Annotated in this window: 28 protein-coding genes and 1 pseudogene; all 29 read left to right on the top strand. The window is 36.4% G+C overall.

The features are described 5' to 3' along the window. Window positions 1–279: pseudogene (locus tag AC1DKZ_RS28080) on the top strand (RecT family recombinase); the annotation flags it as partial. Between the two features lie 169 nt (window positions 280–448). After that, on the top strand, window positions 449–673 hold the full coding sequence (locus AC1DKZ_RS28075; protein ID WP_476997523.1) for a hypothetical protein: 225 nt from the start codon (window positions 449–451) through the stop codon (window positions 671–673). After that, window positions 674–1,534 carry a conserved phage C-terminal domain-containing protein gene (locus AC1DKZ_RS28070; protein ID WP_476997522.1) on the top strand — a complete coding sequence of 287 codons (861 nt, stop codon included), beginning with the start codon at window positions 674–676 and terminating at the stop codon, window positions 1,532–1,534. It abuts the gene before it with no gap. After that, window positions 1,485–2,366: an AAA family ATPase gene (locus AC1DKZ_RS28065; RefSeq protein ID WP_476997528.1), complete on the top strand. Its 882-nt coding sequence runs from the start codon at window positions 1,485–1,487 to the stop codon at window positions 2,364–2,366. Before AC1DKZ_RS28070 ends, AC1DKZ_RS28065 begins: the two co-directional genes overlap by 50 nt. 12 nt (window positions 2,367–2,378) lie before the next feature. Next, a complete protein-coding gene (locus AC1DKZ_RS28060; protein WP_476997521.1) occupies window positions 2,379–2,642 on the top strand; it encodes a hypothetical protein in 264 nt (87 codons plus the stop codon). After that, the gene (locus tag AC1DKZ_RS28055; RefSeq protein ID WP_098810639.1) at window positions 2,557–2,844 is read left to right on the top strand and encodes a helix-turn-helix domain containing protein; all 288 of its coding nucleotides are present in this window, start codon (window positions 2,557–2,559) and stop codon (window positions 2,842–2,844) included. The genes AC1DKZ_RS28060 and AC1DKZ_RS28055 overlap by 86 nt, the downstream gene beginning before the upstream one ends. Next, entirely contained in the window at window positions 2,841–3,110 is a 270-nt protein-coding gene (locus AC1DKZ_RS28050) for a hypothetical protein (RefSeq protein WP_476997520.1), read from the top strand. Before AC1DKZ_RS28055 ends, AC1DKZ_RS28050 begins: the two co-directional genes overlap by 4 nt. 11 nt (window positions 3,111–3,121) lie before the next feature. Next, complete coding sequence (locus AC1DKZ_RS28045) at window positions 3,122–3,841, top strand: hypothetical protein (RefSeq protein WP_476997519.1); 720 nt, start codon at window positions 3,122–3,124, stop codon at window positions 3,839–3,841. Between the two features lie 8 nt (window positions 3,842–3,849). Next, a complete protein-coding gene (locus AC1DKZ_RS28040) occupies window positions 3,850–3,990 on the top strand; it encodes a Fur-regulated basic protein FbpA (protein ID WP_086415118.1) in 141 nt (46 codons plus the stop codon). Continuing rightward, a complete protein-coding gene (locus tag AC1DKZ_RS28035) occupies window positions 3,977–4,381 on the top strand; it encodes a YopX family protein (protein WP_476997518.1) in 405 nt (134 codons plus the stop codon). The genes AC1DKZ_RS28040 and AC1DKZ_RS28035 overlap by 14 nt, the downstream gene beginning before the upstream one ends. Continuing rightward, window positions 4,381–4,575 (top strand): glyoxalase, encoded by a 195-nt coding sequence (locus AC1DKZ_RS28030; RefSeq protein WP_476997517.1) that lies wholly within the window; start codon window positions 4,381–4,383, stop codon window positions 4,573–4,575. The genes AC1DKZ_RS28035 and AC1DKZ_RS28030 overlap by 1 nt, the downstream gene beginning before the upstream one ends. A gap of 66 nt (window positions 4,576–4,641) precedes the next feature. Next, window positions 4,642–4,878 carry a glutaredoxin family protein gene (locus AC1DKZ_RS28025; RefSeq protein ID WP_476997516.1) on the top strand — a complete coding sequence of 79 codons (237 nt, stop codon included), beginning with the start codon at window positions 4,642–4,644 and terminating at the stop codon, window positions 4,876–4,878. A 13-nt stretch (window positions 4,879–4,891) separates the two neighbouring features. Beyond that, window positions 4,892–5,095 (top strand): hypothetical protein, encoded by a 204-nt coding sequence (locus tag AC1DKZ_RS28020; RefSeq protein WP_476997515.1) that lies wholly within the window; start codon window positions 4,892–4,894, stop codon window positions 5,093–5,095. Between the two features lie 117 nt (window positions 5,096–5,212). Further along, window positions 5,213–5,545: a nucleoside triphosphate pyrophosphohydrolase family protein gene (locus tag AC1DKZ_RS28015; RefSeq protein ID WP_476997514.1), complete on the top strand. Its 333-nt coding sequence runs from the start codon at window positions 5,213–5,215 to the stop codon at window positions 5,543–5,545. Window positions 5,546–5,584: 39 nt separating this feature from the next. Beyond that, complete coding sequence (locus AC1DKZ_RS28010) at window positions 5,585–6,241, top strand: hypothetical protein (protein ID WP_476997513.1); 657 nt, start codon at window positions 5,585–5,587, stop codon at window positions 6,239–6,241. A gap of 36 nt (window positions 6,242–6,277) precedes the next feature. Beyond that, window positions 6,278–6,604, top strand: coding sequence for a hypothetical protein (locus AC1DKZ_RS28005; RefSeq protein WP_476997512.1), 327 nt, complete (start codon window positions 6,278–6,280; stop codon window positions 6,602–6,604). Window positions 6,605–6,638: 34 nt separating this feature from the next. Then, entirely contained in the window at window positions 6,639–6,812 is a 174-nt protein-coding gene (locus AC1DKZ_RS28000; protein ID WP_180226843.1) for a hypothetical protein, read from the top strand. A gap of 18 nt (window positions 6,813–6,830) precedes the next feature. Then, the gene (locus AC1DKZ_RS27995) at window positions 6,831–7,091 is read left to right on the top strand and encodes a PadR family transcriptional regulator (RefSeq protein WP_476997511.1); all 261 of its coding nucleotides are present in this window, start codon (window positions 6,831–6,833) and stop codon (window positions 7,089–7,091) included. Between the two features lie 31 nt (window positions 7,092–7,122). Beyond that, entirely contained in the window at window positions 7,123–7,464 is a 342-nt protein-coding gene (locus AC1DKZ_RS27990; RefSeq protein WP_476997510.1) for a permease, read from the top strand. Further along, entirely contained in the window at window positions 7,457–7,873 is a 417-nt protein-coding gene (locus AC1DKZ_RS27985) for a RusA family crossover junction endodeoxyribonuclease (protein WP_476997509.1), read from the top strand. The genes AC1DKZ_RS27990 and AC1DKZ_RS27985 overlap by 8 nt, the downstream gene beginning before the upstream one ends. 332 nt (window positions 7,874–8,205) lie before the next feature. Further along, window positions 8,206–8,589 (top strand): ArpU family phage packaging/lysis transcriptional regulator, encoded by a 384-nt coding sequence (locus AC1DKZ_RS27980; protein WP_476997508.1) that lies wholly within the window; start codon window positions 8,206–8,208, stop codon window positions 8,587–8,589. Window positions 8,590–8,603: 14 nt separating this feature from the next. After that, a complete protein-coding gene (locus tag AC1DKZ_RS27975; protein WP_476997507.1) occupies window positions 8,604–9,023 on the top strand; it encodes a hypothetical protein in 420 nt (139 codons plus the stop codon). Between the two features lie 936 nt (window positions 9,024–9,959). Continuing rightward, entirely contained in the window at window positions 9,960–10,286 is a 327-nt protein-coding gene (locus AC1DKZ_RS27970; protein WP_476997506.1) for a DUF1878 domain-containing protein, read from the top strand. 105 nt (window positions 10,287–10,391) lie between these two features. After that, window positions 10,392–10,562, top strand: a complete 171-nt coding sequence (locus tag AC1DKZ_RS27965; protein WP_476997505.1) for a hypothetical protein — start codon at window positions 10,392–10,394, stop codon at window positions 10,560–10,562. After that, on the top strand, window positions 10,559–10,792 hold the full coding sequence (locus AC1DKZ_RS27960; RefSeq protein ID WP_476997504.1) for a hypothetical protein: 234 nt from the start codon (window positions 10,559–10,561) through the stop codon (window positions 10,790–10,792). Before AC1DKZ_RS27965 ends, AC1DKZ_RS27960 begins: the two co-directional genes overlap by 4 nt. Window positions 10,793–11,053: 261 nt before the next feature. Then, window positions 11,054–11,236, top strand: a complete 183-nt coding sequence (locus AC1DKZ_RS27955; protein WP_476997503.1) for a hypothetical protein — start codon at window positions 11,054–11,056, stop codon at window positions 11,234–11,236. A gap of 44 nt (window positions 11,237–11,280) precedes the next feature. Then, complete coding sequence (locus AC1DKZ_RS27950; protein ID WP_476997502.1) at window positions 11,281–11,475, top strand: hypothetical protein; 195 nt, start codon at window positions 11,281–11,283, stop codon at window positions 11,473–11,475. 321 nt (window positions 11,476–11,796) lie between these two features. Beyond that, the gene (locus AC1DKZ_RS27945; RefSeq protein WP_476997501.1) at window positions 11,797–12,000 is read left to right on the top strand and encodes a hypothetical protein; all 204 of its coding nucleotides are present in this window, start codon (window positions 11,797–11,799) and stop codon (window positions 11,998–12,000) included. A 46-nt stretch (window positions 12,001–12,046) separates the two neighbouring features. Further along, window positions 12,047–12,295: a hypothetical protein gene (locus AC1DKZ_RS27940; protein ID WP_476997500.1), complete on the top strand. Its 249-nt coding sequence runs from the start codon at window positions 12,047–12,049 to the stop codon at window positions 12,293–12,295. Window positions 12,296–12,336 lie beyond the last annotated feature (41 nt).

The raw sequence follows: 12,336 nt of genomic DNA, 5'->3' as shown, positions 1-12,336 counted from the left end.
AAAAACAAATGGGAAGAAATTAATAAGAAACTTAAAGGTTTCGGAATGACTAAAAATGATTTGAAATCAATCATTGCAGAAAAGTTCAATCAAAAACCAGCGGAACTAACATTACAACAAATCACTGCACTTTCTAAATTCATCGACCTTGAGCACGCAAAAAGACAAAAACAAAGCGAAGTGGTTGTAGAACAAGTAGAGGTAATTGAAGTTATAGCACAAGAGGAACCAGCTCAAGAAGAAATCGACTTTGAAAATATGGAAATGGAAATCGCATGATTGATAAACAGACAAGGGTACTCCTTCCGGCTTGGTGCTGGAAGGATGCCAATTCAACAGACGAAGTAAAACAAAACGTACTGAAATATATAAATCCAAGACGCTACCCAGGTTATAGGGTCCTGAAAGTATCGAAAGGATTTGCGATATGCGAAAGGGAGAATGCATGATGTTCCAAGTACCCGTGAGAAGACAAACGCAAAAAGAAATGTTAATAGCTACAAACGATTTGATTGAGAGAGGTTTTGATTTCTTAACACCAATCAAACCAGTATATAAAAACGGTAAGTTTTATGAACAAAGTGGTAGAAGTTTTCAAGGTAAACATGAATTTAGAGCAATCGGCTACACGGATAATGTCAGCTATGAATGTTGGATGAAGAAGGTGAATTAAATGGCTAAATACAGACACGTACAGACTTCATTTTGGTCAGATGCAAGAGTTTCAGAAGAAATGACACCAGAGGATAAATACTTTTACCTCTATCTAATGACAAACGAGCACACAAACCAAATTGGAGTTTATCAGATAACCAGAAAGCAAATGGCTTTTGAATTAGGTTACTCAATTGAAAGTGCAAAAGCTTTATTGGATCGATTTATTAATCATCATGATTTGGTGGTCTATAACGACGAAACAAGAGAACTTTGCATACTTAACTGGGGTAAATACAACCTTAACAAAGGTGGCAAGCCGATTGAGGATTGTATCAAAAAAGAACTTAAAAGCATTAAAGATTTGTCGTTAGTAAGACTAGTGTTAGAACGAACAGAAAACACCTCGTTAGTACAAAAAGTCAGTGTTTATGCGGGTCTTGACGATACGTGCCACGATACGTCCACGATACGGGGACAAAAAGAAAAAGAAAAAGAAAAAGAAAAAGAAAAAGAAAATAATACTACGTCCTCTTCTGACGAAGACGACAAGGAATCGCCAATCCCTTATGAGGATATTGTTTCTTATCTTAATGGAAAAGCAGGAAAATCATTTAAACATAAAACAGCCAAAACAAGAACCTTAATCAACGCTAGGTTTAAGGATGGCTTTACAATAGAAGATTTTAAACAGGTGATTGATATTAAAACAGCACAATGGCTAACTGATTCGAATATGAACCAGTACTTGCGACCAGAAACATTGTTTGGAACTAAATTTGAAGGTTACTTAAATGAAAAAGGAGCGAATAAAAATGTCGGTAACAGCAATGCAAAGGGTAGCCAAATCCCTGGATTTAAAGGTGAACTTCCATTCTGATAAATGCATGAACCATTCTTATGAAAAAGGTGGCCAAAAATTCATTAAACCTGTTCAGATGATCGAATTCAAGGGACAAGTTGTCTGCCCACGATGTGTTGTTGAGGAAAACGACAGAGTGTTAAAAGAACAGGCGGACAATCATTATAAGAAAATCGATAGAGCTAAGAAATTCAATATGCTTACAAAGCACAGCATCATTAGTAACGAGGAAATACTCGAAGCTACGCTTTCTAATTATAGAACTGAATGCAATGAGACTAGAACGAATAAAAAACGTGTAGAGGGCATTCTAGATAGTCTAAAAGCAGGAGAGGTTAAGAACGTATTTATTGTAGGAGTACAAGGTGCAGGTAAGAGTCATTTAGCTTATTCAATCCTAAGAGAATTAAGAAGTCATTTCTATGAAATATCAGATGGTGAGAAGGATAATGACGAGCTACTCTATCAAAAAATGAAAAGTTGCTTGTATGTAGAGATTGAGCAACTTATGCGACTTATCAAGGATTCCTTTAACAACAAAGATTCTAAGTATACAGAAGAGTATTGTGTGGAGCTTTTAACAAGCGTTGACTTCCTGGTACTGGATGATTTAGGAGCAGAAAGCGGATCAATGAACAGAACGGACGAAGCAAGCAACTTTATCCAACGTGTACTGTATGCAGTGACAAATGGAAGACAAGGCAAAGTAACTATCACAACAACTAACTTATCGAGCGGAGACATATTCAAGAAATACGACAAGAAGTTAGGAAGCCGAATTTTAAATAAAGCTGAAGCAATTGTATTTAAGGAAACATCAGATAAACGTATTGAACATTTAGGATTCTAAGGGGGAATTAAGATGTGTGTATGTGAAGGAATGGGAGTAATTCAGAACGACATTGGAACGGGTATGTATCAATTCGCACCATGTATTTGCGAAGCAACGAATCAAACGCCTGAAGAAGTGGATAGAAAGCGCCATGCTGTTATGGCGGAACTAAGAGAAATTCATCAATTACAACTGGAGGGGAAATGGGATGCCAAGACTTGGAACGGATTTGGAAAAGGAGAATTACACAATAGCAGCACAACAAAGGAAGTACATGAAGAACTCGCGTCGTAACATGTATATCGCTTTAGAAGAACTGGACCTGGTGTTTGATGAAAGCGAAGTGATTCGATTACAAGAAATGTGGAAAGAGAACAAAAACATTATCGAAATTGCAAAAGAACTGGGAAGACACCAATTAGAAATCGCAGCATTAATAATGGATCAAGCGGATAAAAACGAAATTAAATCCCGTCCAATGGGGTTAGGAGCATGAAACAACTAACACTTGAGGATGTTGTGGGAAGTTTTGATTATGCGGCAACAAGCACATCAGAGCGATTCTTAGCAAAGACACCCGTCATAACGACATACGCTGTGGAGTTCTATGACAAGGAAGAAAAGCAACGCATTGATTGGTTTGATGTTAAGACCGAGAGCGAAGCATGGAGTGTGGCAGTGAAAGAACATGGTAAAGGTATTCAGAAGATTGGGATAACTCGTTCTGATCGTACGAGAGATGAAATCATGGCATTGGATTAGGAGGGAATGGGATGGCTGATTATTATCCAGTACCAACATATGAAGATTATGAAGTAGCAAAGAAAAATGGTATTAGCAGATCCACGGTGTATCAACGTATCAATTACAGAGGGAAGACAGTAGAGCAAGCGATTACTGAACCATTAAAAAATAGAATCTTCTCAAGAAAATATCAGGAATACATTGATTTAGCAAAACAAAATGGAATTAGATATGCGACATTTCATTCAAGATTGACAAAAAAGACTTCTAAAAAATGGACTCCAGAAGAAGCGGCAACGACTCCACTATCAAAAGGTGGAAGGCCGAGAACGGTAAAAATGAATTATCAACTTCCTACTGAAGAAGAGATTAAACAAGCTGAAGCAATTGGAGTAAGAAAAACCTTACTTAATCAAAGGCTACGTAATGGATGGACAATGGGACGTGCAATTAGCTATCCGGTAGGGACTAGTTATGAAGGGCAAGAGAAACATACACAACTATTGAGGTTAGCTAAGAAAACAGGAATTAGCGAATCCACATTTTATAGAAGGATAAGAGGTGGTATGACGCCATATCAAGCAGCAAGCACACCTAAAGAACAGAAATACATCGAGTACGTAACGTTAGCAGAGCAAAACGGTATAGCGCCTAAAACGTTCTATAAAAGAGTAGAAAGAAATATGGAACCGTTAGAAGCGGCGACGAAGCCGGTGGTAAGCCGAAAGAAAGTACAGCAGATAAGCTAGGAGGCAACATGGACAGGCAAGACGTTTTAATCAACAAATTAATCGATAATCACATATTCAAGCTACCGGATGGGCGCGATCTCTTTGAGGGGAGTTGCGAGGAACTGGCGGGGCTTTTGGAAAGGGATGGGGAGAATGAGAGAGATTAAGTATAAAGCATATGTAAAGGAATTGAATTTGGTATTACCAGTACTTTCAATACAATTTGATTTCAAAAAGGTAGAAGTGCCAGCGACATATTCAAAACATATTGATACGGAATATTTCAATTTTGAACAAGTGGAGTTAATTCAATACGCAGGAGAAAAAGACGTGCACGGAAATGAAATTTACGAAGGGGATATTGTTTATCAAGAATTTTATGACCACCGTGTAGAAACAGCGCATGGACTTACTGGTGTAGTTAAGCAAGAAGAGGGAGTTTGGTGGATTGATAACGAGGTAAATGATGCAGTGCGATTATGGAGCGAATTGAATTTAAACCATATAAAGGGAAATATGTTTGAAAATCCAGAGTTACTACAAGGGGGTAACAAGTGATGCGAGAAGCGATTGAGGAGTTTATAAATGGATTACGTGAATCGGCAGTAGAGAGTAGAAAAGAAGCTGACAAAGCTTTTGATAGCGGAGATTTAGGTTTATCAGGATTCCATAAAGGACAGTGGCACACGTTTGAAGGAACAGCAATCGCATTAGAAGACTTATTATCTGATCATGAGGGGGAAGAACAATGAAACATACAGAACACGGCACTTTCGAAGTAACTCAACTATTAGCAGAAACGAAGGAGAATGAAGAGAATGGCAACTAAGATCATTGTTTATACGAAGCATAATTGTCCTAACTGCATGCATGTGAAATTTGGATTAAAGGCAGCAGAGGTGGAATTTGAAGAGAGAAACATAGAGGAAAAGGAAGAATACAGAAAAGAGTTTGATACTTACGGATATAGTGCGGCACCAGTGACGGTATTCCCTAACGGAAGGGTACTTGCGGGATTTGAAAGGAAAGAGTTTGAAGAAGAATTAGGATTTTAGGAGGGGTGTTTGGATGAAGGATGAACATATCGAACTGTATGAACAAGCGCTGAATCACGAACAAGGACAAGCTAGTAAATGGTTTTGCGAGGTTAATAATTTAGAAGCGCAATTACAAATAGCGAAGTCACATTACAAGCACCATACGGAAGAAAGAGATAGATTACAAAACTTAGTTGTGAGATGGAAGGGGAAAACGGATGGGAATAGGATTTAGTTTAGGATTCAGACATCATGAGTGGCGATTAGGTATTTCAATCGATTTTAAGAAGACATATATAGAAGTGAGTGTAGGACCATTTTATTTCAAAATCAGAGTTGGAGGAATTGAAGAATGAATTTTAAAGAATATCAAACAGCAGTTACAAGAACTATTCCAAAAGGACGTACTTACGAACAGAATGCATCTAACTTTGCTATGGGACTAGCTGGTGAAGTTGGCGAGGTTGTGGACCACCTAAAGAAAGCTATCTATCATGATCATCCATTAAATGAAGATGAAGTGGAAAAGGAATTAGGTGACATTCTTTGGTACATTGCAGCAACAGCAGAAACGCACCATTTGGATTTGAGTGTAATTGCAGAAAAGAACATCTATAAATTGGTGAAACGTTATCCAGAGGGATTTAGAGAAGAAGACAGTAAGAAACGAGTGGATACGAAGTAAGACCAAATTTGAATTTTATTAAGAAATGGGGAACGAGAAATGAATGAAGAGGTACAAAGCTTAGTGAAAAAGACACAGGGATGCTTCCCAAAGGCTTTTGTAAATAGTAGTAACGAATTAATATTTGACCCTAGAAGCAACCTTTATTTCAGATTAGAGGACGTAGAAAATCATTTGGATTTTCTATGCAAGATGTTTGCATGGTTATCAAGACCAATTAGTAAAAGTTTGAGTGATTATAAGTCTAGAAAAATCCTAAAAAGCTTTAATCAGTTATTAGGGACAAACTTCACAAAAAAAGAAATGTTACTGATTTACGATCGCTTAGGAAACGATGTGAATAGAAAATTATGCATGAAGTTTATTGAATCCAATTATGATTTATCACTGTTGATGAAAAAAGAGATTATTTCGAGTTGCTGTGCATTTGGAACAGATGGTACAGAAGATGTGCATGTGTTAGTAGAGGATTGCCCAATTAAACGGAAAGATACACAACGTGAGCGTAATAAGTATCTATCAGTTCCTAAAGGAAGAGAAAATCCTGTATTGCATGAGTGCCAATGTATTTATAATAGTGGCTATTATGGTGGAGTGCATATGATTCCACCATGTGAGAATTACAAAGGTACGAAGAAAGTAAAAAGAGAAGGAAGAACTCGCTACAAAGTACTTTGTGCGGCATTAGAAAACTGAATAAAAGCGTTATTTGAATAGAAAAGGGGTGATTATTTGTACAAGTTATATTTTCAGTTTGATAATGGAGAAATTGTAAAGCCGTCGCCTTTGCCTCATTACGTTGCAGTTTTGGATTGGAAGTTTCAAGTAAAAGAGATAAGAGCATGCTTTTCAACACATGTTATTGATCTTAGGGGCGGATGGAAGTTTGTTCAAAGTCAGTTAGATAAAGAAAAAGAAGATTGGGAAAGGTTACCGCATATAAAGAAATCTTTTAAAAGATACGTGTTAAAGAATGTTATTAGTTTATTATTCAGAAACCATGATATTTACACGCAGCACATTAACGAGAATCGTTTTATATACGTTAAGTTTTTATAAAATCGTTATTTGAATAGAAAGGGAGGTTAAAAGAATGGAAGGTAACGTAAAGCTATTAGGCGCAGATGGAATGTGTGGAATGGAGTTTACAGGAAATAAGGTCAATGTTTATAACGATGAAGGATACGTAATAGAGAGTATGACAACAAGGGAGCATGTTCAGGAAGTTATTGATTTCCTTGAAGAGTGCAAAGAGCAAATGGAATAGAAAGTGAGGTTAGGAGAAATGGGAGTTAATTTAGAAAATGCGAGATTCTTTATAGAAACAACAGATGGAGAAAGTGTGGAAATAAAGGGTGGAGTTCAAGAGGTCAGCTTTGATTCTGATCAGGTGGTTGATTCGGATTTCGATTTTAGTAGGGAAATAAGTGTACCTTGTACTTTTGAAAAACCTAAAAATATAAAAGAACTGCAAGATATAGGTTTTACATCACAACAAGCATGGGATGTTCATTTGCGTAAGGGTGAGAGTTGGAAAGAGAACTAAAAAAATCCTTTTAATAGAAAGTGAGACAAATATGTTAGCAAATAACAAGATTTATAAACATTTATTTTCATTACTTATCGCACTTAATGTGGGGTTAGCAATTATATCAGCAATACAACAAAAATGGTGGAGTGTGTCAGGTTTATTAGGAAGCGCTACATTATTAATAGCTATAGTACTTGTGGCAAAGGAGGGTAAGGTCAATAAATGGTCAGCGATACTATTCACAGTAACAGCTATTGAAAATGGATTAGAGGTAGCTAATCAATTTCTATCGCAAGATTACGCAGGTTCACTTTGGGATATAGCATCAATTGTAATATGCGTTTATTGGATGAGACAGTATTACGTTGAGGAGGAACAACATGATTAAATTCACAGTACTAGGAGAACCAGTGGCCCAAGGCAGACCAAGAGCGGGAATTCGTAACGGAAAAATAAGCATGAGAGATCCAATGAAATCAAGAAACTTTAAGCAGTATGTTGGATTAGTAGCTTCGCAGTATGCACCAGAGAAATTACTAGAAGGACCATTACAACTTGAGGTGAAGGTGTACAAGCCTTCTCTCAAGTCCTTCTCTAAAAAGAAAGTATTAGCAGCCGAGGAAGGGTTGCTGAGACCTACAACAAAGCCAGACGTTGATAATTACGTAAAAGGTGTAAAGGATGCACTCAACAAGGTTATATGGAACGATGACAGTCAAGTTGTGGATCTAAAGGTTAGTAAATGGTATTCAGAGAAACCGCGTGTTGAGGTGTTCATAAAAGAAATTAAGGGGTGAGTGTTATAAAAAGATACGAAGGTACACGAGAATACACGTTATTCCGAAAAGAACCAGGGTTTGGAGATAATCAGTACGTTACGATATTCGATGTATTTAAGTATCAGGAGCTAATAGACCATTTTAATGATGGTTGGAGAATTCATGATGAAGATAAGAAGATAGAGGCCATGAATAAAAAGGTATCAGCTTAATGGATAACGGAACCATGCAGAGTAGATTGGTGGGGGCTACTTTACTATGCATCGTTCCCTTATTCAACAATGAGACAGTAAAATTTCACATACTGTATACAATTTTAAAAACACAAATTCGAAACAGGGGGATTACAGATGGAGCAATTAGCATTCTTTCCAGAAATCACAAATGAGGAGTACAAGCAGATACAAAAAGAAGTAGCAAAAGAGTTATTTAGTTACAGAGTTTTAAAGGTTCGTATGCAAAACCAAGAGGAGTGTGCTAACCAAAATATCTCTTTGTTCCCTGAATTACGTGACACTAAGAAAATCAATGATTACAAATACACTCAAATTAAGCGAGCGTTGGAACATGCGTTAGATCCAGAGCAAAGGGAAATCATTGAGCGGAAGTATCTTAAAAGCGGACTGGTAAGTGATAAGAATGTAAAAGCTCAAATGTTTCTAGAGAACAATTGGTATTATGCTCAGAAGAAAAATGCGATTATGGCAATTGCTACAGCATTACGGATTATATAAAAGGGGATGTAATAATGGAAAGCAGAACATTTACAAGTACAAACGGGTTAGAGTTAATCATTAATAGTAGAAAGTCAGCGGTTATATTTGAAATGGAACAAATGAATACACAACAACTAAAGGTACAATATAATTTTGAATTTAAATTTGCTCCTGAAGTGTTTAATGAATTACTACAGTACATTGAAACTATTTCTAATAAATCTTGGGTAGGCTTAAGTCCAAAAGATGCTGATAGTTTAGGTAGTGATTATTACGAGTATTATGACAGGAAATTAGATAATAATGGGTATCTTACGATAATTCAAAATGGGTTATCCATTGAAAGACCTTCTTTAGAAAGTGGAAGGTTGTATCAATTTAATAAAAAGAAAATGGAATCATTTATTTATGACTTCAAAAAAGATAATAGACTCCATGAAAAACACGGATAAAATGCGGATAAATTAACGATAAAGGAGCGGATAAGCAAATGAACAATTCGAATTATCATTATCTTACAAGCTCATTAAAGAGCTTTGGACAGCTCTTTGAAAACCGCATAACGAAGAGGATTAGTACTCCTTAACGTATACCGCGGAAGGGCGGGCATGGGCGGTAAGAATCTCGCCGTAAGGGTGGTAAGATTCCCTTAAATAATTAAAACTAATTAAGACATATTCCAGTGTGGCGGGTGTGAGATAACTCGCATTCGTCATGCTGTTTTACTTCTCATTGAGTGTATAAACGTACCGCCTTTCGTTTGTAGGCTCATAGGTAGTAAAACCACCCTGTCATGTGGTTTCTTGATTTCTATGTTAAAACTGGATCGTTTTACCGATGGGATGATGGTTCGTTCGATTGAATGAACTTCATGCTATAAGAGAAGTATCAATTGATTTATTAGGAGTTGCTCACGACAATAACTGATGTAAGTCAAGGTTCTTCTTCTAAACGATTAAACGAGCAGAGAGCTTCCGCTCTTTGTTTGAGCCAATACAGCTGAACATTCCCCTCAGTCATATGTATTGGTTCAAACAAGGCGTAGGAAGAAACATATGCGTCTGGATATAATCACATTGTGCAAACGTAAATGGTGAAAATGACATTAAGTAGCCGACTCTACGGAGTATAAACGAGAAGATTCTTATTCTTCTCCCAGTCACCGAACACAGGGCGTGTAGCCATACTAGTTGATGCGGTGGCTTGGAGAAGGTTGAGAGTACTCAGCCTTGATCTAAGAGATACTTATTGCCATTTGTTTTCTCTCTTTTCTCCCATCCCTTTGAGAGCTGTCACTTCGGTGATGGCTTTTTGTTTTGTGAAGAGGATTGTATCTAATTATGTCGAATATGTATATTTGCATAAAATAGAACAAGGGAGATGGAGAAATGGAAAACACAGAATTAGAAGAACGTTTAGCACTTATTGAGTTTAGACAACAGTTATTATTTGAGAATACAGGTCTTTCAAGATTCTTATTTGAATGTAATGTAACAAAACTAGAATACCGTGCAATTATGGATGTTATGGATTCTTATCGCGAGAAAATCAGTAGAAGAGAAGAAGTAAGTAACCATATGTTTGAACAAGAAATATATGAAGCTGTACCGAGTCATCGTGGACAATACCATTTCGCTGAAGGATTAGCACAAGAATTTCACGACTTAGGAAGATGGGAAGAAGTTTTCCGAACTTTATATGCAAGCAGAGTATAATGAAGAAAAGGGCATCCATAACGGGTGCTTTTTTCTTTGTTATATAGAAATTACACATTAAACGTGAATATGAATGAAATGGATATTTGGATAGGAGGATGAATAATGGATAAAACAGAAAGCATGGTTTTTAAACCTACACATCCACATGAGATTGATGCAAATAAAATCAAAACATTAGACGATGTAATTAAGGTTGTTGGATTATTAAAAATTCGTTTGGATGATACAGCGGTAAAAGGACTTGAACATTTGATTGTGGAGGGTGATGAATGATGGATGAACAGAAGAAACTAAGAAATACATTAGACATCGAAGTTAATGTAGATACTGATGAAGCACATGAAAAGATTAAAGAATTAACTGCTGCAGCTAATGAGTGTGTAGATGCGTTAGAAAAATTGGATAAAGTATTAGGTAAGTTTACCAGTCAAGAACCGGTTAAATTTCCTCCTATTCTTAAACCAATGATGAAACGAATGTCTGCTGATCCAGTTGAGTATTGATTAAACCAATAGCAATTATCGTAGGCGCTGCCGTGATCGGTTTAGCGTCTTATTTTATTGTGCGGAGGAAGTGATGAGATGTTTTGGATTGGATGTCTCGTAGGGAGTCTTGTAGGTACGCTTGTAACTGTATTGGTAATCTATACAGGTTATCTGATTGGCGAGATGAACAAGAATGACAAAGACTGGCATGATGAATCAGTGTTAAAGGAAATGGAACAGTTGAAGGCGATAAGGGATGATAAGGGGTGAGGTAATAACATGACAGATATTACTGTGTATTTGAAGGATAATAAAAAACAGGGTTTGTACACTGATATGGAAGAAATCGAGTTGTTACAAATGCTTAATTCATCTCGTTTTATTAAACTACATTATTATGACGGAGAAAACTGGAGAGTAACTTTGTTAAATTCAGATGAAATTGTATCGGTTGATTTCTAACAAAACAAACGAACACAACGAACGAAAATAGAGGAGGAAGATGAATGAGTTTGTTTGAAAAAATATTAACTGATGTAAGAACAGAAATAAAAGCGCTAAACGAATTTGAGGAAGGCTTACGATTACCAACACAACAAATGTACATCTTGTATAAATCATATGTAGATGCTGGTTTTAGCGAAGAACAAGCTCTTGAGTTAATTAAAGGCATGCTGATTAGTGGTATGCAACAAAATTAGAAGGATATCGATTGCAATGTATTATTTCTGAACAAAAATACAGATAGTTAACAAAGTGAAGTTTATGCAGGAAATAACGGTGATTAGGTGCTGAAAACGGCGTTTTTAAGCCAATGTATAAAATTATGAATACCTCTTATTCAGTGGAAGTAAGCAAACCGCTGATACCAAGGTATTTCCCAGTTGCCTAATTTACATAATGCATGTTATACGCAGTAATATTGTGTATATTATTCATTTCCCTGTATAAATTAGTTTTCGTTATGTATTTTTAAAAATAAGATTCTTTTGTGTTATTCTGGAAGAAAAGGAGAGGTAACTATGAATGAGAAGTTCTATTTTGTTTCTTATATGCGAGAAAACACTGAAGAAGGTATGAGTTGGACTCCATGTCATGCAGTGATAAATGAACATCCATCAGAGTGGTATAAGCGAGTGAAGTGGCAGGATGATAAAGATTATAGAATAGTTAGTTTCCAATCCATTTCAAAAGAAGAGTATGAAAAATTTGAAGTTATTTTGTAAAAGTAGCCTAAACAGCTGCTTTTTTTATTTTGTGTGAGGTGATTTCATGCTGATCTATACAGTTGTGATGTGGGACCATGCTGATACGGATATTATGTTAGCTACCACAGACAGAGAAGAAGCACTAAAAGCATTCGGATCATGTGTAGCGTTTTCCCTGCAGGTTTGGGAAAAGGGAGACGTATTGATTGAGATGATTTGTAACGAAGGTGAATACTTTGCTGATGGTGGGTTAGAACGATATCCGGAAAAAGGACAACAGTTATTTAATGAGATAGTTGAACAATTACAGTAGCGAATCCGCTGCTTTTTTATTTTATAGAGGAATTACCATAA

This window comes from Bacillus sp. 05T21 (genome assembly GCF_056396785.1).
This window is presented reverse-complemented; position numbering and strand designations above follow the sequence as displayed.